Raw genomic sequence first — 21,668 nt, 5'->3', positions numbered from 1 at the left:
GATATTTTAATTTTTTATTTGGTTAAAATACCTCAACTATAAGATAAAAAAATTGAGGATTCTGTTTCGAACCCCCAATTTAGTTATTTTTTTATTAATAGCGCTATATTTTCTACGTGATGTGTCTGCGGAAACATATCTACTGGCAAAATCTTCACCACATCATAATGTTCCTTCATCAGTGCTAAATCTCTAGCTTGAGTAGCAGAATTACAGCTAACATAGACAATTTTAGGCGGTGCTATTTTCAGAATTTGTTCTACCACTTTTTGGTGCATTCCGTCTCTAGGCGGATCGGTAACCAAAACATTTGGTTTTGGATGATTAGCTAAAAACTCTTCGGTGAAAACGTCTTTCATGTCACCACAATAAAACTCACAGTTATCCAAACCATTGAGTTTAGCATGTTCTTTTGCCGCATCAATTGCTTCCTGAACCGACTCGATTCCGATTACGTATTTTGCTTTTTTGGCAATATATTGTGCAATCGTTCCTGTCCCTGTATATAAATCGTATACTACATCATTTTCAGAAATTTCTGCAAATTCTAGTGTTTTTCTGTACAAATTAAGCGCTTGTTTATAATTGGTTTGGAAGAAAGATTTTGGTCCGATTTTAAATTTCAGCCCATCCATTTCTTCATAAATAAAACCTTCGCCGAAATACGTTTGCACATCTAAATCATAAATAGAATCATTCTGTTTCGGATTAATGGCAAATACCAATGTTTTGATTTGCGGGAATTTCTCTAAAATATAATCGAATAATTGTTCTCTGTTTTCCTTCTCTTCTCTGTACAATTGGAATAAAACCATCCACTCGCCTTGCGAGTTTTGACGAAGCATTAAAGTTCTCAAAAAGCCTTCTTGATTTCTTACATCAAAGAAATCTAGACCATTTTTGATGGCGTAATTTCTTACAGCTAATCTTAAATCATTAGATGGTGCTTCTTGAAGGAAGCATTCTTGCAAATCTAAAATTTTACTCCACATTCCTGGAATATGGAATCCTAAAGCATCTTTATTACCGAAATTTTCTTCGGAACTGATTTCATATTGAGTAAGCCAACGAGCATTAGAAAAAGAAAACTCCATTTTATTTCTGTAGAAATATTCTTGCTCTGAACCGAGAATTGGCAAGATTTCAAAATTTTCGATTCCTCCGATTCGTTTGATATTGTTATAAACTTCTTCTTGCTTGAAATCGAGTTGTTTTTGGTAAGAAAGGTTCTGCCATTTGCAACCACCACAAACTCCGAAATGAATACATTTCGGCTCAACTCTGTAAGGTGATTTTTCTAAAATTTCTATGGCTTCTGCTTCGAAGTATTTAGATTTAGATTTTTTCACTCTGGCATTTACTACATCACCCGGAACCGCACCAGAAATTAAAACTGTTTTCCCTTCTTCAGTTTTTCCTACGGCTACACCTTTTGCACCAGCAGTAATTAATTTAATATTTTCTAAAATAATGTTTTTCTTTTTCTTACTCATAACGTTGCAAAATTAATGTTTTAAAACTAATTTTCAGAGTGATTGTTGATTTGATGTCTATTGAAAAATAAAAAGCGGACTAAAGTCCGCTTTTTGATATGATATTTTTATCTTTTTTTAGTGACCGTGACCATCATTTGCAGAATGCTCAGTTGGTGGAGCCATCATTTCTGGAGTTTGAGGAATTCCAGTTGGAGCTTGTAAACCAGAAGCTTTGTTCAATCCATCTACTAGAGCTGGGTCTGCGATATTTAAGTAAGTTTTACTAGAAATTTTACCGTCTTTATCAATGATGATGAAACTTGGCATTTTAAATCCGTATACTGCAAATTTCTTAGCAACTTCAGATTTCATGCCACCAGTTGCATAATAATTGTTTCCTTGAATCCCTGTAAACATCGCTTTAGAAGTTTTCACGAATTGGTCTTGAGTATCATCTAAATTAATGAAAGCAAAATTCATTTTTGAACCATAGAATTTCACCATTTCTTTAAGAACTGGCATTGTGCTTTCCGTAATGTAAGGATTCCAAGAAGCGTAGAACACTAATGCTGTAGGTTTTCCTTTAAGATCTGCTAAAGTTATTTTACTGCCATCTTGTTTTACTAAACTTAAACCAGAAACATCAGTTCCTTGCTCAATTCCGTAAATTGCTTCTTCTAAATTTTTCAACTCAGATTTGATTGCAGAATTTTTGATTTTAGTATCTAAAAATTTGAAAACTTCTTGTAATTTAGGATTAGCAGGCTCTCTTAAATCATATTGAGCAGCTACCGCAGCAAGAAGATATTCTTTAGTTTTATCTGAAACATCTTTTTGTGTATCTAAGAATTTAGAGAACATTTGCACATTAGAAGTAGGAGCAGCATTCTTTTGTCCTTCGAAGAATTTTTGGAAACCTGCACTTAATTTACTGATAACGTAGTTTCTGTAATTAGGCATATCTTCTACATAGCTTTCGTTTTCTAGACCTTTCTGGAAATCTAACAATTTAGCTCCTGCTTTATATTTAGGATCATTGGTAGCTGGACCATGCATGCTTTCGTACTGAGAAGAAATCATCAATAAGGTTACATCTAGTTCTCTTTTATTGAATTTTTCTACATCGCTGTCTGGTTTTTTAACCTTAGCGATTTCATCCATTTTTTTGGTAATATCACCTTTATATTTTTCTAATTCTTTTAGGAAATCTTCTTCTTTTTTAGAAATAACAGATTGGTCTAATTTAGACATATATTGGTTAATGAATTGCTGAGATTCCATTAAGTATTCTGTATTTCCTTTAGCATCACCAGTAATTTTCATTCCTTGAGGGAAAAGCATCGCTTCAAAATCAAGATTTACTTGATCACCACCTTTTAGATAAAGGAAACCAGTGTTCCCACCATAAGTAATTACATAAACTCCATCTCTAGGAATTTCTATAGTTTCTGAGAAATTTCCTTTGGCATCTACACCAAAATTAGCAAGCGGTAAAGTTGCAATTCCTGAAGCATCTATAATTTCTAATCTTTCTAATGGTGAGCCATTAGTCACTTTACCATTTATAGTTACTTTGCCACCTTTAGAACATGATAGCATTAAAATGGAGAATAAGAATAATAAAAAATATTTTTTCATTTCTTTAAAAAAGTTGTTTTTGTTTTTAATCACGCAAAAATATACTTTTAGTTTTATTTGCAGAAAAAAACTTTGTGTTTTGGGAAAGTTTTAACGAAAAATCACCTCAAAGAAAGAGGTGATTTTTAAATTATTTCATTGATAAGGTTAATCTACTGTAGTAAATTGAGCCGCAAGAAATTCTCTGTTCATTCTAGCGATGTTTTCTAGAGAAATTCCTTTAGGACATTCTACTTCGCAAGCACCTGTGTTAGAACAGTTACCGAAGCCTTCTTCGTCCATTTGTTTTACCATGTTCAGTACTCTTCTCTTCGCTTCTACTCTACCTTGTGGTAAAAGAGCAAACTGAGAAACTTTAGCACCTACAAATAGCATAGCAGAACCATTTTTACAAGTTGCTACACAAGCTCCACAACCAATACAAGCTGCTGCATCCATTGCTTTATCTGCATCTTCTTTTGGAACTGGGATTGCGTTTGCATCAAGTGTATTTCCTGAAGTATTTACAGAAACGAAACCTCCTGCAGCCATAATTCTGTCAAATGCGCTTCTGTCTACTACCAAGTCTTTGATTACTGGGAACGCAGCACTTCTCCAAGGTTCAATAGTGATAGTTTCGCCATCTTTGAACATTCTCATGTGCAATTGGCAAGTTGTGATTCCTGTATCTGGACCGTGAGCTCTACCATTAATGTACAATGAACACATACCGCAGATTCCTTCTCTACAATCGTGGTCGAATGCTACTGGTTCGCTTCCGTTATTTACCAATTGTTCGTTTAGCATATCTAGCATTTCAAGGAAAGAAGAATCCGTAGAAACATCTGATATTTTGTAGGTCTCGAACTGACCTTTTGATTTATTATTTTTCTGTCTCCAAATTTTTAGAGTCAGGTTTAATCCTTTTTTTGCACTCATTTTTTAAATTATTTTATGGAGATTATTTATAACTTCTCGTTTTCACTTCAATATTCTCGTACACCAATTCTTCTTTGTGCAATACTTCGGCGTTGATATCATCACCTTTGTATTCCCAAGCTGCTACATATTTGTAGTTCTCGTCATCTCTTTCTGCTTCACCTTCTGGAGTAGCGTGATCCCAACGGAAATGTCCTCCACAAGATTCTTTTCTTTCGAGAGCATCTTTCGCCATTAATTGACCCAGTTCTAAGAAATCTGCCACTCTGAATGCTTTTTCAAGTTCTGTATTCATTCCATCTGCTTCGCCAGGAACTTTTACATTTTTCCAGAAATCGTTTCTGATTTCTTCTATTTCTTTAATTGCTTCTGCTAAACCTTCTGGAGTTCTACCCATACCTACTTTGTTCCACATTACGTTTCCTAGTTTTTTGTGGAAGTAGTCTACAGAATGAGTTCCTTTATTGGTTAAGAAGAAGTTTACTTTATCTTTAATTTCTTTTTCAGCAGCTTCAAATTCTGAAGAATTGGTAGGAATTTGTCCTGTTCTGATATCTGCAGAAAGATAATCTGCAATCGTGTAAGGCAATACGAAATAACCGTCTGCTAAACCTTGCATTAAAGCAGAAGCTCCTAATCTGTTTGCTCCGTGGTCTGAGAAATTAGCCTCACCAATTACGAAACAACCAGGAATAGTACTCATTAAGTTATAATCTACCCAAACTCCTCCCATGGTATAGTGAACTGCAGGATAAATTTTCATAGGAGTTACGTATGGATCGTCTGCTGTAATTTTCTCATACATTTGGAATAGGTTTCCGTATTTTTCTTCCACCCATTTTTTACCCAAAGCATATATTTGTTGTTCAGAAGGATTGTGAATATTTTTCTCAGTCGCTGCTTCTCTACCTTTTTTCATAATTTCTGTAGAGAAATCTAAGAATACACCTTCTTTAGTATCATTATTTTCGATTCCGAAACCAGCATCACATCTTTCTTTAGCAGCTCTAGAAGCTACGTCTCTAGGTACTAAGTTACCGAATGCAGGATATCTTCTTTCTAAATAGTAATCTCTATCTTCTTCTTTTATACTTTCTGGTCTAAGTTTTCCTTCTCTGATTGCTTGAGCATCTTCTAATTTTTTAGGAACCCAAATTCTTCCAGAGTTTCTAAGAGATTCAGACATCAGAGTCAGTTTAGACTGTTGTGTTCCGTGAACTGGAATACAAGTTGGGTGAATCTGTACGAAACAAGGATTTGCGAAATACGCTCCTTTTTTGTGAATTTTCCAAGCTGCAGAAACGTTAGAACCCATCGCGTTAGTAGAAAGGAAATATACGTTTCCGTAACCACCAGAAGCAATCACTACAGCGTGAGCAGAATGTCTTTCGATTTCTCCTGTTACTAAGTTTCTTGCGATAATACCTCTAGCTTTACCATCTACCATTACTAAGTCCATCATTTCGTGACGGTTGTACATTTTAATTCTACCTTTACCGATTTGACGGCTCATTGCAGAATATGCACCTAATAGTAATTGCTGACCTGTTTGACCTTTTGCGTAGAAAGTTCTCTTCACCTGAGTTCCACCGAAAGAACGGTTATCTAACTGACCGCCGTATTCTCTACCAAAAGGAACACCTTGTGCTACACATTGGTCAATGATATTTGCAGAAACTTCTGCTAATCTGTGTACGTTAGCTTCTCTTGCTCTATAATCTCCACCTTTGATGGTGTCATAGAATAATCTGTAAACAGAGTCACCATCATTTTGATAATTTTTAGCTGCATTAATACCACCTTGAGCTGCAATAGAGTGCGCTCTTCTTGGTGAATCTTGGTAGCAAAAAGCTTTTACATTATATCCTTGCTCTGCAAGAGTTGCCGCAGCAGAACCACCAGCTAAACCAGTTCCTACTACAATAATATCTATTTTATCACGGTTATTTGGTGCAACCAAATTCATGTGTGCTTTATGATTTTTCCATTTGTCTGCTAAAGGACCTGCTGGAATTTTTGAATCTAATTTGCTCATAATATTATGTAAATTATTGAGTTACGAAATGAAATACAGCTACTATGATAAATCCTAGCGGAATTAAAATAGAATACCAAGTTCCTAAAGTGTTTACACATTTTAAATACTTAGGATGTCTAGCTCCAATCGATTGGAATGATGATTGGAAACCGTGTGATAAGTGCAATCCTAATAAAACAAAAGAAACTGCATAAAAAATCACTCTCCATAAATCTGCAAACTTAGCATGTAACTCTTCCCAATATCTTGTTTCATTGATTGATAGAGCTTCTACATACTTATAATTCATCTCATGCATCCAGAAATCATACATATGCAGTCCTAAGAAAGCTAAAATTACTGCTCCAGAAATAATCATATTTCTAGAAGACCAACTAGAATTTCCGCTGTTATTTGCTACAGCATACTTTACTGGTCTTGCGTTTTTGTTTTTCATTTCTAAAACGAAGCCCATTACAAAGTGAAAGATTACACCCGCTACTAAAACCGGCTGCAACACAAATTGTATTAAAGGATTGTATCCCATAAAATGAGACGCTGTGTTAAATGCATCTTCACTAAATATCGATAGTAAATTTACCGACAAGTGAATCAACAAAAAGACAAGCAAAAACATTGCTGAAAGCGCCATTAAAAACTTTCTACCAATTGTAGATTGAGTTAATCCTGCCATTGTTTATTTATTTTTTTGAATTTTCACAAAATTAAGAATTTGTTAACGTTTGAAACTATGACAAATGTCATGTTTTTCAGTTTATAACTATTCTAAATAAATTATTATAGTCTATAATTTTTCTTATTTATGACTATAGATTTTACATTTTGAGGAACAAATACAATTTTAAAATCATTCACTCTTCTAGCAACCAAATAAGGCTCTATGATGTACTTTTTCTGCTTTTCTAAATTTTTAGAATTTTTCACAAAAAAGACTACTTTATCTTTTTCTTTAACAGAAATTATTTTTTCTTTAAAAAATTCGTGTACTAAGATTTCAGATTGAGAATTTTCATAGTAGTTAAATCCTATTCTAAGCATTAAAAATAAAATGACCAAAAATCCTACTTTGATGAGTGATTTTAAATGATGACGTGTTAAAAATTTCCTCAAAAAATAAATCATAAGAAAAAGAACGATGACTTCTGACCAATGCATTGGTATGTTTTTAAAGAAGAAAACATCAAGGCTTGCGAAAAAATGAATCACTTTCAAAACCAGTTGAACTCCAGAATCGTAAAGAGCATTTAACCAAGAAATTTCGAAGCCAAAACCCAACAAAATGGTCATCAACAATGCAAAAACGATAATTACTTCAGAAAAAGGAATCACCACCAGATTCGCAATAACCGAAATCAGAGAATATTGATGAAAATAAAAAATAACCAATGGTAAAGTCGCCAATTGCGCAGCAATACTAATCGAAATTACATTCACCAAAAAATTCTGAACATTATTTTTAGGCTTTGGCAAATATTTCAAAATCGGTTCATTGAGCCAAAAAATTCCGAAAACCGCAATAAAACTCAATTGAAATCCTACATCAAAAAGTTGATTTGTATCAAAAATCAAAATCGCTAAACCAGAAATCGCCATTGCATGTAACAAATCTGGTTTCCGTTGCAATAAAACATAGAAATAATATGCTGTAATCATAATACACGAACGAATCACAGAACTTCCAAAATCTATAAAAATTGCAAATAACCAAATGAATATCAAAGAAATAACAATCGGAACATTTCTAAAATTTGCAGGAAAAATTGGTTTCAAAAGCAGTAAAATCAGCCAAAAAATAATTGCCATGTGCGAACCTGAAATCGCCAAAATATGCACCAATCCAGATTTGCTAAAATCTTCTACCGTTTCTCGGTCCATTTCTGTTCGGTCTGCCAATATAATTCCTTTCGTAAATTCTTTAGATTTTTCAGAAAGTTTTGCTTTGTCGATATTTTTCAAAATTTCTAAGCGTTTTTGTTTAATTTTTTCGGACAAAGTAAGGTTTTCTTTCTCCGCAACTTGAAAAGAATTAGGAGCATATCCTTGAAAATAAATCTGCTTTCTACCAAGATATTTTTGATAATCAAATCCAAAATCCTGCACATTCGCTTTTACTTTGTTGAGATAAATTTCGGCTTTATAAAAATGTTTGAAATCCAGTTCCTTTTCTTCTTTTGGAACCGACAAAACCAAGCCTAAATCAACCGATTTCTCATTAACTTTCAAAATTTTGACTTCGTAGCGTTTATTTTTCTCGTTGGAATTCAGCTTTTTATCCAAAGTAAAAACCACTTCCGAAGAACTAGGAAAATTTGGAAGAACTTGTTCTTTATTATGGAGTTCATGTGCGAAAACACCTAATCCCAAAAAGAAAATTGCCAATACAAAATCTTTAATTTTGAAGAAAAAATGAATTTTTAAAAAGCTAAAAACTAAAAATAGGAAGCTAAAACTCAAAAATACATGGACTAAAACCGTTGACAAACTCAACTTTTCGGAAATAAGAATCCCGAAAATAAAACAAATCCACAAAATCAAAAGTGGTTGCTTGTTCATACAATTTGGTTATTAGTTTAACCAAATATAAAAATTTATTGAACTCACGAGTTCTTTTTCTCCATTTTTAAACAAAAAAATTCCTTAAACGTTACATTTAAGGAATTTTATACTCTTATCCAGTGTTTTTCAAGCCACTTGAAATGGCATTGATTAAACTTAATAATTTATTGAGAATTTTGTCTTTTTCTAGTTTATTTTCGTCATCTAAATTTCTCCATTGTTGTAGATATTGAAGGTGTAAATGGTGTAAAACATCTAATTTTTGGTTTCTCCATTTCAAGTTATCATATTGTCCGCTTCTTCTTTCCAGAGCAGCTTCACCGAACAATTCTTCTATCAGCTGAACTCCATTTTGATGGTCGGTAAGAAATTTATCCATCAATAGGTTTCTTTCTTCTTCATTTTGGTCTAATTCTGCATATTTTTTCATAATTTCTAGATTAGACAAAATAAGATTGGTCTCGGTCTGAATCATTAAAAATTTGAAGAAATTCCAATTTTGAGCCGCTTCTTTTAACTGTTGATATTCTTGTGGTTTTTCTGATTTCAAAATTTTGAGCGCTTCACCTAAACCGTACCAACCTGTGAGTGCGATACGAGAAAGATTCCAGCTGAAAACCCAAGGAATGGCGCGTAAATCCTGCAATGTTCTGGTTCCCGTTCTTCTAGCTGGTCTAGAACCTATTTTACTTTTCTCTAAAACATCTATGCAAGTTGCTTTACCGTAAAAATTGATAAATCCTGGAGTTTCTATTAAACTTCTATAATGTTCAAAGGATTTTTGAGCCAGAAATTCCATAGAATCAAATGGATATTGTGGTTTTTCGGTTTTGTATTTATTTTGAATAATATGTCTTGCAGTTCCAGACGAAAGTGCATTGAGATTATATTTCGCTGTCATAGGATTTCCGAAAAGTTGCGCTACAGATTCACCTTGAACGGTGATTTTCACGGTTCCAAAAACGGTTTGTTCTGGCATACTTTCTAGAAAACGATGATATTTACCACCACCTCTACTGATGGTTCCTCCAGTTCCGTGGAAGAAATAAATTTCGGTATTATGTTTTTTGCCGATTTCTGATAAAGCAATTTCTGCTTTATGAAGATTCCACTTGCTTGCAATGGTTCCGCCATCTTTATTGCTATCACTATAACCTAACATTACTTCTTGTTTTCCATCTAAATTTTTAGCTCTGCTAATTGTGATAGGATGCTGCAAGAATTTTTCTAAAATTTCTGAACCATTTTGTAAATCTTCGATAGTTTCTAAAAGTGGAACTACTCTTATTTTGGTATTAAGAAGTTGAGTTTCTCTCATTAATAGATAAACCACCAATAAATCACTTAAATTTCTGGTCATACTTACAATTAAAGAACCTATTCCTTCTGCTCCGTACTGACTGATATGTTGACGAATGACTCTATAACAATCTAAAACATTATCTGCTTCTGGACCGTAAGAAATGGTAACATCTGTAATAAAAGCATTGTTGCTCAAGACTTGGTTCAGGTAATTTACTCTTTTTTCTTCTTCCCAGTTTTCGAAATCATAATCTGTTTCACCGCTGGCTTTAAGAATCTGCGAAATAGCTTTATCATGGAAAGCGCTATTTTGTCTAATATCTAATTTAGCCAAATGAAAACCGAAACATTGAACCGCTCTTTCTACCGAGAATAATAAATCTTCGGCAATGCTTTGGAAACCATTCTGTACCAAAACTTCTCTCAGATTTTTTAAATCTTCTTGAAGCGCTTTGCTAGATTTATAATAGGTTTTAGAATCTTCAAAATTTTCTGTTATGGTATTTTCTAATTGACAAATCATAAGATTTACGAATTGTCTCCACGGTTCATAATGATTTCTTTCTACTGCTTTTTTGCCCATTTCACCTAATGCAGAAACTTTCTCCTGAATCATTTCAGAAAGCTGAAAAGGAACAGGATTAGACACCGCCGAAATAGAAATTTTCTTTGCCAAATGAATTAAATCTTCTTTAATCAATGCTAATGCGGCTTTTCGATGAAGTAAAAGTGTTTCCTTAGTCACTGCAGGTGTTACAAAAGGATGACCATCTCTGTCACCACCAACCCAACTTCCAAAATTAATTTTCGGAAAATAATCTGGATTTTTAATTTTCTGAGGATTAAGCCCTAACTCAATCCAAGAATTGATGATTTCTTGGTCACTTTTCACTAAAACATTCGGGAAAATTTTGGTAAGATAATATAAAACATTTGCTCTCTCATCTTTAATATCTGGTTTTTCTAGGTAAATTTCGCCTGTTCTCCACCATCTTTCTAGAAGCTGAATAATTTTTTCTTTAATTTCATTTTGCTCTAATTTACTGAGAGAAGTATTTTCTTTTTTCACCAAAAGCAAGTACAATTCTCTATGCAATTCTATAACTGTAACTCTTTTTGCTTCAGTAGGATGCGCAGTAAGCACAGGAATAACATGTGTAGCAGAAACCGCATTCAGCATATCTTCTTCTGTCACATTGGAATTTTTCCAAAAATGGAATGCTTCTCCCCATGAACCACGAATTGCGGTAATTTTTTCTTGGTCTTCTAATCTTCTTCTATATTGTGTAGCTCCGTTTTCTTCTACCAATGTCATCAATTGAAAATAGATACTTAATGATTGTATAATTTTCTCGCTAGACAATTCATTTTCTTCGAACTTTTTCCCTTCTTCTGTATTGTTGATTAAATCTACTAGTTCCTTTTCATTAATTCTAGACAACATTTCTGTATAGCAATCAATGATGAAAGTACGGTCCGTAGAAATTTTCTGATAATCCTTTTCGTTAAAAGCCATAATTCTTAATTTTTAACAAATTTACGCAATGAAATTGATTAAAACATGAAGAAACTATCCTGAAAACACTCACCCTTATAATAAAAAAAGAGCAACCTCTTGTTACTCTTCTATTTGTCATTTATTCTTAATTAAATTCACGAATGAGATTTAGCCAATATGTCTCTTGCAATTTTAAGATGATGCTGAGTATGAATTTTTAAAAATTTTAAAGTTTGTTTTACATCTAAATGTCCGAAATAAGGATGTTCTATATAAGATTGAGAAGGGAGATTCTTAATCATTTGTAAATTTTCTCGAACCGAATTTAGATAATTATCTATATTTTCTAGAAAGTTTTCATTTGTAGGAATAGTGAATTTCGGAGCTTTTCCTTTTTTTCTAGGTATATATCCCGAAGTCATGACCATAAATTTAGCCCAAGAAAATTTAGGTTGATATTTTTCTGGATGAGAAGTAGGCAAACCTTCTAAAATTCTAGAAATCACCAAAAGAGAGTGTTCTAAATGCCAACCAATATTGGCTTCTGAAATTTCAGGTGCATTTTTATGGGAAAATTGTTTTAAACTCTCTATTTCTGCGAGTTGTGTAATTATTTTTTTCATCATAGATTAACAATAATTTCTGCGGCGTGATTACTTGCTCCTTTTCCACCCAATTTTTCTCTGAGAAGTTCATAGTCCTGAAGCATTTTGTCACGTTTTGGCCCTTCCAGAATTTTTTGAAGTTCATCAACTAAATTTTCTGTATTGAGTTGATTTTGAATCAATTCCTTCACCACTTCTTTGTCCATAATCAAATTCACCAGAGAAATAAATTTGATATTTTTCACCACACGTTTCCCAATTTCGTAAGAAATTTTACTGGTTCGGTAACACACAATTTCTGGAACATTCAGCAACGCCGTTTCTAGAGTTGCCGTTCCCGAAGTCACCAAAGCTGCTCTAGAACATCTCAATAAATCATAAGTTTTATTGGAAACAAAATGCACATCATCATCTACAAATTTCTGGTAAAATTCTTTGGGTAAACTTGGCGCTCCTGCTATTACAAACTGATAATTTTTAAAAGAATCTCTAACCGAAAGCATCAAAGTGAGCATTTTTTCTACTTCCTGTTCGCGAGAACCTGGTAAAAGTGCGATGATTTCTTTTTCATTTAAACCATGTTCCTTTTTGAAATTTTCAACAGAAATTTCTGGCAAATCAGAAATCGCATCGAGTAAAGGATGCCCCACAAAATGCGCATCTACTTGATGTTTTTTATAAAAATCTTTCTCGAAAGGAAGAATCACTAGCATTTCGTCTACATATTTTTTGATGGTTTCTACTCTGCCTTCTTTCCAAGCCCAAAGTTGAGGAGAAATATAGTAAACTACCTTTATTCCAAGATTTTTGGCAAACTCTGCAATCCTCAAATTAAAACCCGGATAATCTACCAAAACCAAAACATCTGGTTGATAATTCTTAATATCTTCTTTGCAAAGTTTTATGTTTTTCAAAATGGTTCTAATGTTCATCGCCACTTCTAAAAAACCCATAAAAGCGAGATCTTTATAGTGTTTTACAGGTTTTTCACCCGCAACTTTCGCCATTAAATCTCCTCCCCAAAATCTGAATTCTGCATTTTGGTCTTTCTGTAAAATGGCTTTCATTAAATTACAAGCGTGTAAGTCTCCTGATGCTTCTCCTGCGATGATATAGTATTTCAAGATTTTAGATTTTTTAGATTTTAGATTTTAGATTTTCAGATGGACTAAAAATTTTTATTCTAAAAATTTGACTTAATTTTGCTCAAAGATAATAATAAAAAATGTCAGAAGATTTCGAAATAAAAAATAAAGTAGCAGAAAGCGGTTTGGTGAATTTTGATTTATCAGCACTTTCTCCTAAAGGCAAAAGAATTGGAATAGATTTGAAAGAATTTCTTTTCATGGAAATGATTTTGAAAGAAAAAGATTTCCGCAAAAAAGTTGCAGAAATAGACTCTGAAATCTATCGTGACGCTTATGTTTACGTTTATTGTTCCGTAGACGCTATTGTTCCGATTTGGGCTTATTTCCTCATCACTTCCAAACTTACCGGAGTTGCTAAAAAGATAGTTTATGGAACCAAGAAAGATTTAGAAGTGGTTTTAATGCACGAAGCCATTTCTCATTATAATTTCGCTGATTTAGAAGCTAAACGTGTTCTCGTAAAAGGCTGTAGCGAAGAAGACATTCCCGAAAATGCTTACATAGAATTGGTAGAAAAACTGAAACCTATTGTAAAATCGCTCATGTTCGGCGAAGCTTGTTCTAATGTCCCAATTTTTAAAAATTAGAAAAAGTCTCAATAAAAAAAACCGAAGATTATTCTTCGGTTTTTTTCTTTCTAGTAGTTTTTGGCTTTTCTTCAGCTACTTCTTCTTTAGGTTTTGCTGCTTTTTTAGGTTTTTCAGCTTTTGCTTCCACTTTTGGAGCCGCTACTTTAGATGTTCCTGATTTTCTTGGTCTTGTTTTTCCGTAGCTTCCTGCGGTTACTTTTCCTCTTCTCGTTTTTTTATCGCCTTTTCCCATAAATATTAGTTTTAAATGATTGGTTCTTACAAAGTTAAAAAAATTAAAATAGTACACAAATGCATTTTATCATCTTAAAAATGTATATTTTTTGGGCGTGCCTTTTTGTTTTAAGCCACTTCATTCCTTTCCAAAAAAAACAAAAAGTCGGTCTTCACCTACAATTCCTCATGCCAAAGCTTTAGCCTGCGCCTACTGCGGGATTTTCGGTTACGCCCTCACGCAAAATGCAAAGCAGAAAAATAAATTTTATCAAAATTTGAAATATTTTATTGTTTTACAATAATTATTTATATATTTGCGATATAATTTTAAAACAAATAATTATGAAATTAATCGGTAAAAATTCGGTTTTATATTGGTTGAGAATCCCATTTGCAATTTATGTTGCAGGCTTTATTTTAAGTTCTCTTTGGATTATACTTTTAGCGACGTATTATTTGTTTACAAATAATACAAATTCTTATATAAGTAAAAACTTAATTGAAAAATATAAATTTGATGAAGGACAGAAAAATGAACTGGTTGTTGAACTGATTAACTTCAAATATCCTTTTTCTTCAATGGTTGTTCAAACCGATAACTCTACATTGAGTATAATTATGACAATTATTGGTCTAATATCAGTATCTTTTATACTTTGGGGTGTCTTAAATTTTATCAATAATTTGGTGAAAAAAAATATCTTTACAAAAAACACAGTTAAAACGCTAACTGTTTTAGGTTTAGGTTTGATTATTTTAGGAATAGTGCATATTATTATTGAATACATAGACAAAACACACCATTATGGAATTGGAACACCTTTGCTTTCCATATTAATAGGTATAATTATATTATTTATTAGAGAAATTTTTTCTGAAGGTAAAAATATTCAAGAAGAAAACGACTTAACCATTTAAAACAAAAATTATGAAACTCATCGGCAAAAACTCTGTCTCTAAGTATTTCAGTTACTTTTTTTTAGTCCTTTTCTTATTTATTGCTTTTCATTTTATTTATGAAATCATTGGATTTTCGGTACTCTACTATAAATATAAAACAGGAAGCAATATTTTATCAGACTATTTTCTTCTGGGAAATGATGTAGGTTGGGCAAAAAATGAATATACCAATCCAATAAAAGATGTTCTGAAATTTAAAATTTATTTTCCATTTTCAGAACAAAATCTATTAACTGGAATTTATACTAAAAGTTTCATTATCAATAGCTTAATAAGCTCTAGCTTTTTTACAATTTTCAGTTTTGTATGCTATAAAATTACCGAAGCTTTAGGTAAAGATTATATTTTTAACTTAAAAACAATAAATTGGTTCAAAAAATTGGCTTGGTTGAGCATTCTATTTGTTCCTATTCAAATTATTAATTGGTTTTTTAATCTTAATTTAAAAATGAGTGCTAGTCTGCTTTATATTAGCTTTATATTTTTGTCATTAGGAATCATTTTATTCTTTATTATTGCTTTCTTCAAAAAAGGTTACGAACTTCAATCAGAAAACGATTTAACAATTTAGAAATATGCCAATCATCATCAACCTAGACGTAATGCTTGCCAAACGCAAAATGCAATCGCAAGAACTCGCAGAAAAAATTGGCATTACACAAGCCAATCTTTCCATACTAAAAACAGGTAAAGCCAAAGCAATAAAACTTTCTACTTTAGAAGCCATTTGCAAAGCTTTAGATTGTACACCAGCAGATTTATTAGAATATATTCCATAAAAATAGTTTTTACCATCAAAAAAACTTCTATAATCTCACTTCCATCTTCCATCCTAAAATCTTATCTTTGCAACTTGAAATTCAGAAAAATCTGAAATCAAAAATCTTACATCTAAAATTTAAATTTTATGTTCAGAACGCACACTAACGGAGAACTTACAGTCAAAAATCTTAATGAAAAAGTTACACTTTCTGGTTGGGTACAAACCATCAGAGACAAAGGTTTTATGGTTTGGATAGATTTGCGAGACCGTTACGGAATTACACAATTGGTTTTCGATGCAGACAGAACCTCAGCAGAAATTCTAGAAAATGCTAAAAAATTAGGTCGTGAATTTGTGATTCAGGCAGAAGGAACCGTAATTGAACGTGCTTCTAAAAACCCAAAAATCCCAACTGGAGAAATTGAAATTTTAGTAGAAAAATTAACGATTCTCAATAGCGCAGAATTGCCACCTTTCACAATCGAAGACGAAACTGATGGCGGCGAAGAATTGAGAATGAAATACAGATATCTCGACATTAGAAGAAATCCTGTGAAAGACAAACTGATTTTCCGTCATAAAATGGCGCAAAAAGTTAGAAATTATCTTTCAGATAAAGGCTTCATCGAAGTGGAAACTCCAGTTTTGATAAAATCTACACCAGAAGGTGCGAGAGATTTCGTGGTACCAAGTAGAATGAATCAAGGGCAATTTTATGCGCTTCCGCAATCTCCACAAACTTTCAAACAATTGTTGATGGTTGGTGGAATGGATAGATATTTTCAAATCGTAAAATGTTTCCGTGACGAAGATTTACGTGCAGACCGTCAACCAGAATTTACCCAAATAGACTGCGAAATGGCGTTTGTAGAACAAGAAGATGTTCTGGAAATTTTCGAAGGAATGACGGCGCATTTGTTGAAAGATATCACTGGAAAAGAATTTGGTAAATTCCCAAGAATGACTTTTGATGAAGCAATGAAAACTTACGGAAACGACAAACCAGACATTAGATTCGGGATGAAATTCGTGGAAGTAAATGAATTGGTTCAAGGAAAAGATTTCAAAATATTTGACGAAGCAGAATTGGTTGTTGGGATTAATGTAGAAGGTTGTGCAGATTATACCAGAAAACAAATTGACGAACTCATTGATTGGGTAAAACGTCCACAAATTGGTGCTTCTGGAATGGTTTGGATTAAATTCCAAAATGATGGAGTTGTTACTTCATCGGTAAATAAATTCTACTCTGAAGAAGACCTAAAGAAAATCGCAGAAAAATTCGGTGCAAAAGAAGGAGATTTAATGTTACTAATGAGCGGAAACGCCAATAAAGTGAGAACTCAACTTTCTGCATTGAGAATGGAATTAGGGAACAGATTAGGCTTAAGAAAAGGCGATGAATTTGCTCCACTTTGGGTAATAGATTTCCCGCTTTTAGAATGGGACGAAGAAACTGGAAGATATCACGCAATGCACCATCCTTTTACTTCGCCAAAACCTGAAGATGTACATTTATTAGAAACTGAACCAGGAAAAGCAAGAGCCAATGCTTATGATATGGTTTTGAACGGTAACGAAATTGGCGGTGGTTCTGTAAGAATTTTCAATAAAGAATTGCAGTCGAAAATGTTTGATTTATTAGGATTTTCTAAGGAAGAAGCGGAATCGCAGTTTGGTTTCTTGATGAATGCCTTCAAATTCGGAGCGCCACCTCACGCTGGATTGGCTTTCGGTTTTGATAGATTAGTTGCCATTCTAGATGGAAACGAAGTGATTAGAGATTACATTGCTTTCCCGAAAAATAATTCTGGACGAGATGTGATGATTGACGCACCTTCACCAATTCACGACGAACAACTTAATGAATTGGCATTGAAGGTTAATTTGTAGAAATTCAAAACCTTCGAGGTTTTTAGAATAAATTTGTAAATTAGAGCGAGGTTTTTGAACTTCGCTTTTTTAAATTAAAATTTTCTCCAAATGAAAAAATATTTTATCATTATTATTTTACTTATTAACAATGTTTTCATTTATTCTCAAACATACTTGGATAATACTCCTGCAAAATATTTTGATTCACTTATAAAGAATGATTTTCAAAATGAAAATTTGGTTTCATCAAATAAAATAAAAAAACAAATTTATATAGAAACTATTAAAAATGACACTTTGTTTATTAACCAGTTTGATAAATATGGAAAAATAATTGAAGAAATTAAGTTTGAGAATGGTAAAAGAAATGAAAAATGGATTTATGATTATAAAGAAAATAATAAATCTATTTCGGTATATAGATTTCAAAACAATAAAATCCTTAATGAAAAGCCAGATATTTATCTTTTTCAATTTGATCAAAGAAAGAATTTAATATTTCAAAAAAATATTTATCGTATTGGCGTTGAAATGAGTTATAAATATTTTTATGACAGCAACATTAATTTAATTAAAAGAGAAGATTATATAAATAATAAACTAACAAACTCTTATAAATATAAATTCTTAAATAATCAACTAATAGAATACATTTCTAGAAGGCATTTTTTAGAAGGCAACAAATTAAAAACAATTGAATCAGAAGATGTAATCTATTCATATAACAAAAACAAACAATGCGTGCTTATAACTGCTCAATCTTTAGGAAGAAAAAGTTTTTATAATTTTAAATATTTAAATGAAAAATTAATTGAAGAAAATTATGAAACTTATGACAATTTTGATGGAAACATAAAATATACATATGAAAATGGCTTACTAACAAATATGATTCAAGAGATACAAAATAAAGGAAAAGGAGAAACAAAAATTTTTTATGATTCAAAACAAAGAATTTCCAGAATTGAAACCTATAATAATGGAGGATTGATTTTTAGAAATTTTCTTGAGAGAAAAGACAAAACAAAAACTCTGAAACAATATTTTTTTGATAAATATAATTTTTGGACAAAAATGGAAATAAAACAAGATGAATTTTTGATTAAAAGTTATGAATATAAAATTGAATTTTACGACTAATAATAGAGAGCAAGGGAAATTTTCCTCTCTTTTTTTCTTGTTTTTTTAACATCGGATAAAATAAAAATAAATTTATCCGATATTAAGAAAAATTCCTTACCTTTGTCAAATGAATTGGCAAAATTATTCTTATCACTTTGAAGGTTTGGAAAAACACCTCGAAAGAATTCTGCAAAAAAAAACAGAATTAGATCAATTACGCCCAATTCCTAGTTATGCTGTGAAAAGCATTAAAGAAAGTTTAATGCTAGAATGGACGTATAATTCTAATAGCATCGAAGGAAATACTTTGACGCTACACGAAACAAAAATGGTGATTGAAGAAGGTTTTACCATCAAAGGAAAATCTTTGAGAGAACATTTCGAAGCGGTAAATCACCAAGAAGCGATAGAATTTGTAGAGTCTTTAATATCGGATAAACAAAATTTAAACAAAACCGATATTATGAGAGTTCATTATTTGGTTTTACAAAAAATTGAAAAAGATTTTGCTGGAATGTTCAGAACTTCTGGTGTAAGAATTTCTGGAGCTAATTTCACTCCACCAAACGCTTTTAAAGTAGATGAATTGGTAACAGAATTAATTGATTGGGTAAATTCATCAGATATAAATATTATTATAAAAGCGGCAATTTTTCATCACAGATTTGTTTGGATTCATCCGTTTTTCGATGGAAATGGTAGAACTGTACGTTTGATTTTCAATCTTTTATTGATGAGAGAAGGTTTTCCTCCTGCAATTATCCTTAAAAATGATAGAAAAAAATATTATGATGCTTTAAACTTAGCAAATAATGGAGATTATTCTAAAATTTTATTATTAGTTCTTCAAGCTTTAGAGAGAAGTTTAGACATTTATTTAGGTTCTCTCAATAATACGTATGATAATTATCGCCCGATTTCTAATATTGTAGAAGAAGAAAGGCTTCCTTATGGACAAGAATACGTAAGTTTATTGGCTAGAAAGGGAAAAATAGACGCTTTCAAGGAAGGTAGAAACTGGCTTACAACCAAAGAAGCCGTACTAGATTACATAGAAAAGCGAGAAAGAAAAAGAAAATTAAATTGATTTTTATAAATTAGAGCGAGGTTTTTTCCTCGCTTTTTTTTGGAAATTAAAAGATTATTTGATTTCTGATATATTTCAGTTTAAAAATATTATTCACGCAATAGCAATAGCGTAACTTTGCACTACTAAAAAACTATTATTATGTTCGAGTGGCTTAAAACCTTACTTTTCCCAACTGAAGACCCAAGTGTAATTCAATCATTAGTTACCATAATGCTTGCAATAGGTACTGGAGTTTTCTTTGGAAGATTGAAAATGGGCAAAATTACCTTCGGTGTTTCTGCAGTAATGTTTACTGGATTAATCTTGGGGCATTTTGGCTATAGAATGAATGAAGAAATATTCGATTTCATTAGAGATTTCGGTTTGATTTTGTTTGTTTATGGTATCGGATTACAAGTAGGACCATCATTCTTCTCTTCTTTTAGAAATGAAGGTTTAAAGTTTAATATCCTTGCTGTTTCTACAGTTTTATTCGGCGGATTCATCACTTTTCTACTCTTTAAATTCACAGGAGTGAGTATAGAAAACTTAGTAGGAATTATGAGTGGTGCTGTAACCAATACACCAGGTTTAGGAGCTGCTAAAAATACCATTGTAGAATTAAAAAATCAGTTTCCAGATAAAACATTTGACGACCCAACAATTGGTTACGCCATCACTTATCCTTTAGGTGTTTTTGGAATCATTGGTGTCATTATTTTATCTAAAGTTCTTTTAAAAATTCATCCTGATGTAGAAATGAGAAAATTCAGAATGAATAAAATTAATCGCGAAGAACCATTAATTCACAAAAAACTAAGAGTTACGAATCCTCAATATTTTGGAATTCCATTAGGTGAAGTAATTAGCAATATAGGATATGACATTGTAGTGTCTAGATTAAAACACAGTGGCGAGGTTTCTGTTTTTTCACCAAAATTAGACACAGAGCTTCAAGACAGAGACGTACTGATGATTGTAGGAAAAGAAGCTGATTTACAAGACTTCATCAAAAAAGTAGGAAGACCTTCTACTGACTCTTTCATAGAATCTGATTCTGATATTAACAAGAAAAATATTTTCGTAACCAAACCTTCTGCAGTTCACAAAACACTCTCAAATTTAGATTTGTACAATGCGTATGATGTAAAAGTAACTAGAGTTTTCAGAGCGGGTAAAGAAATGATTCCTAGACCAAGTTTAGAACTTTTCTACGGAGATATTTTGAGAGTTATCGGTACTGATCAAGGTATTAAAGAAGCAGAAAAAATCATTGGTAATCAAGAGAAAAAATTAATAGAACCAGATTTCTTATCCCTTTTCGGAGGTTTATTAATAGGGATTATTGTAGGTTCTATTCCATTGATGATACCAGGTTTACCAATTCCTTTAAAACTAGGATTTGCAGCAGGACCACTGATTGTAGCATTGCTTATTTCTAGATATGGCGGTATTTCTTTCATTCACTCTTATATCAATAACGGTGCGACTTATTTCATGAAAGATTTAGGAATTTGTTTATTCTTTGCAGCAGTAGGTATCCATGCAGGAGAAGGATTCTATGAAAACTTCATCAAATATAACGGTTGGCTATGGATTTTATATGGTTCTGCAGTAACTTTCATTCCATTAATCTTGATGGTGATTGTAGGCAGATTTTTCTTAAAAATCAATTATTTACAATTGGTAGGAATTATGAGCGGAAGTTATACAGACCCAGCTGCATTATCATTCAGTACCAATTATTTAGATTCTGACATTCCAATTCAAAGCTACGCGCAAGTTTATCCTTTGGTTACCATTGCAAGAATTTTTACAGCGAGTTTATTAATATTACTACTGACTTAAAAAATAATATTATACCAAATAAAAAAATTCCATCAATAATTTGATGG

The 21,668-nt window shown here is 32.1% G+C and carries 18 protein-coding genes; 8 read left to right on the top strand and 10 right to left on the bottom strand.

The features are described from left to right. Positions 1-83 precede the first annotated feature (83 nt). The 9 genes from rlmD to lpxB all read right to left on the bottom strand — a co-directional run bounded on the left by rlmD (position 84) and on the right by lpxB (position 13,154). A complete protein-coding gene (gene rlmD, locus KKQ79_RS13390; protein WP_213190565.1) occupies positions 84-1,493 on the bottom strand; it encodes a 23S rRNA (uracil(1939)-C(5))-methyltransferase RlmD in 1,410 nt (469 codons plus the stop codon). A 117-nt stretch (positions 1,494-1,610) separates the two neighbouring features. Then, positions 1,611-3,113 (bottom strand): TlpA family protein disulfide reductase, encoded by a 1,503-nt coding sequence (locus tag KKQ79_RS13385; RefSeq protein WP_213190564.1) that lies wholly within the window; start codon positions 3,111-3,113, stop codon positions 1,611-1,613. A 147-nt stretch (positions 3,114-3,260) separates the two neighbouring features. Further along, on the bottom strand, positions 3,261-4,031 hold the full coding sequence (locus KKQ79_RS13380) for a succinate dehydrogenase/fumarate reductase iron-sulfur subunit (protein ID WP_069800736.1): 771 nt from the start codon (positions 4,029-4,031) through the stop codon (positions 3,261-3,263). A gap of 22 nt (positions 4,032-4,053) precedes the next feature. Then, the gene (locus KKQ79_RS13375) at positions 4,054-6,066 is read right to left on the bottom strand and encodes a fumarate reductase/succinate dehydrogenase flavoprotein subunit (protein ID WP_213190563.1); all 2,013 of its coding nucleotides are present in this window, start codon (positions 6,064-6,066) and stop codon (positions 4,054-4,056) included. Positions 6,067-6,079: 13 nt separating this feature from the next. Beyond that, the gene (locus tag KKQ79_RS13370; RefSeq protein WP_213190562.1) at positions 6,080-6,742 is read right to left on the bottom strand and encodes a succinate dehydrogenase cytochrome b subunit; all 663 of its coding nucleotides are present in this window, start codon (positions 6,740-6,742) and stop codon (positions 6,080-6,082) included. Between the two features lie 104 nt (positions 6,743-6,846). Next, the gene (locus tag KKQ79_RS13365) at positions 6,847-8,622 is read right to left on the bottom strand and encodes a ComEC/Rec2 family competence protein (protein ID WP_284070064.1); all 1,776 of its coding nucleotides are present in this window, start codon (positions 8,620-8,622) and stop codon (positions 6,847-6,849) included. A 115-nt stretch (positions 8,623-8,737) separates the two neighbouring features. Then, a complete protein-coding gene (locus tag KKQ79_RS13360) occupies positions 8,738-11,443 on the bottom strand; it encodes a phosphoenolpyruvate carboxylase (RefSeq protein ID WP_213190560.1) in 2,706 nt (901 codons plus the stop codon). Between the two features lie 137 nt (positions 11,444-11,580). Further along, the gene (locus tag KKQ79_RS13355; RefSeq protein ID WP_213190559.1) at positions 11,581-12,051 is read right to left on the bottom strand and encodes a DUF1569 domain-containing protein; all 471 of its coding nucleotides are present in this window, start codon (positions 12,049-12,051) and stop codon (positions 11,581-11,583) included. Continuing rightward, entirely contained in the window at positions 12,048-13,154 is a 1,107-nt protein-coding gene (gene lpxB, locus KKQ79_RS13350) for a lipid-A-disaccharide synthase (protein ID WP_213190558.1), read from the bottom strand. Before lpxB ends, KKQ79_RS13355 begins: the two co-directional genes overlap by 4 nt. 101 nt (positions 13,155-13,255) lie before the next feature. Here lpxB and KKQ79_RS13345 point away from each other — a divergent pair, with 101 nt between their 5' ends. Further along, complete coding sequence (locus tag KKQ79_RS13345) at positions 13,256-13,765, top strand: DUF2480 family protein (protein ID WP_213190557.1); 510 nt, start codon at positions 13,256-13,258, stop codon at positions 13,763-13,765. A 28-nt stretch (positions 13,766-13,793) separates the two neighbouring features. Here the strand turns inward: KKQ79_RS13345 and KKQ79_RS14000 are convergent, their stop codons facing one another. Beyond that, positions 13,794-14,000, bottom strand: a complete 207-nt coding sequence (locus tag KKQ79_RS14000; RefSeq protein ID WP_104794121.1) for a 30S ribosomal protein THX — start codon at positions 13,998-14,000, stop codon at positions 13,794-13,796. Between the two features lie 326 nt (positions 14,001-14,326). Between KKQ79_RS14000 and KKQ79_RS13335 the strand changes: the two genes are divergently transcribed. The 7 genes from KKQ79_RS13335 to KKQ79_RS13305 all read left to right on the top strand — a co-directional run bounded on the left by KKQ79_RS13335 (position 14,327) and on the right by KKQ79_RS13305 (position 21,621). Next, positions 14,327-14,902, top strand: a complete 576-nt coding sequence (locus tag KKQ79_RS13335; protein ID WP_213190556.1) for a DUF2975 domain-containing protein — start codon at positions 14,327-14,329, stop codon at positions 14,900-14,902. 10 nt (positions 14,903-14,912) lie between these two features. After that, entirely contained in the window at positions 14,913-15,515 is a 603-nt protein-coding gene (locus tag KKQ79_RS13330; protein WP_213190555.1) for a DUF2975 domain-containing protein, read from the top strand. A 4-nt stretch (positions 15,516-15,519) separates the two neighbouring features. Further along, a complete protein-coding gene (locus KKQ79_RS13325; RefSeq protein WP_213190554.1) occupies positions 15,520-15,723 on the top strand; it encodes a helix-turn-helix domain-containing protein in 204 nt (67 codons plus the stop codon). A gap of 128 nt (positions 15,724-15,851) precedes the next feature. After that, on the top strand, positions 15,852-17,600 hold the full coding sequence (gene aspS, locus KKQ79_RS13320; RefSeq protein WP_213190553.1) for an aspartate--tRNA ligase: 1,749 nt from the start codon (positions 15,852-15,854) through the stop codon (positions 17,598-17,600). Positions 17,601-17,690: 90 nt separating this feature from the next. After that, entirely contained in the window at positions 17,691-18,722 is a 1,032-nt protein-coding gene (locus KKQ79_RS13315) for a hypothetical protein (protein WP_213190552.1), read from the top strand. Positions 18,723-18,831: 109 nt separating this feature from the next. Further along, positions 18,832-19,791, top strand: coding sequence for a Fic family protein (locus tag KKQ79_RS13310; protein WP_213190551.1), 960 nt, complete (start codon positions 18,832-18,834; stop codon positions 19,789-19,791). A 141-nt stretch (positions 19,792-19,932) separates the two neighbouring features. Next, a complete protein-coding gene (locus KKQ79_RS13305) occupies positions 19,933-21,621 on the top strand; it encodes a putative transporter (protein WP_213190550.1) in 1,689 nt (562 codons plus the stop codon). Positions 21,622-21,668: the final 47 nt, after the last annotated feature.

The organism is Cloacibacterium caeni, from assembly GCF_907163125.1.
GTDB lineage: Bacteria > Bacteroidota > Bacteroidia > Flavobacteriales > Weeksellaceae > Cloacibacterium > Cloacibacterium caeni_B.
The sequence above is the reverse complement of the archived record's forward strand: the minus strand, read 5'-3'. Positions and strand labels throughout refer to the sequence as shown.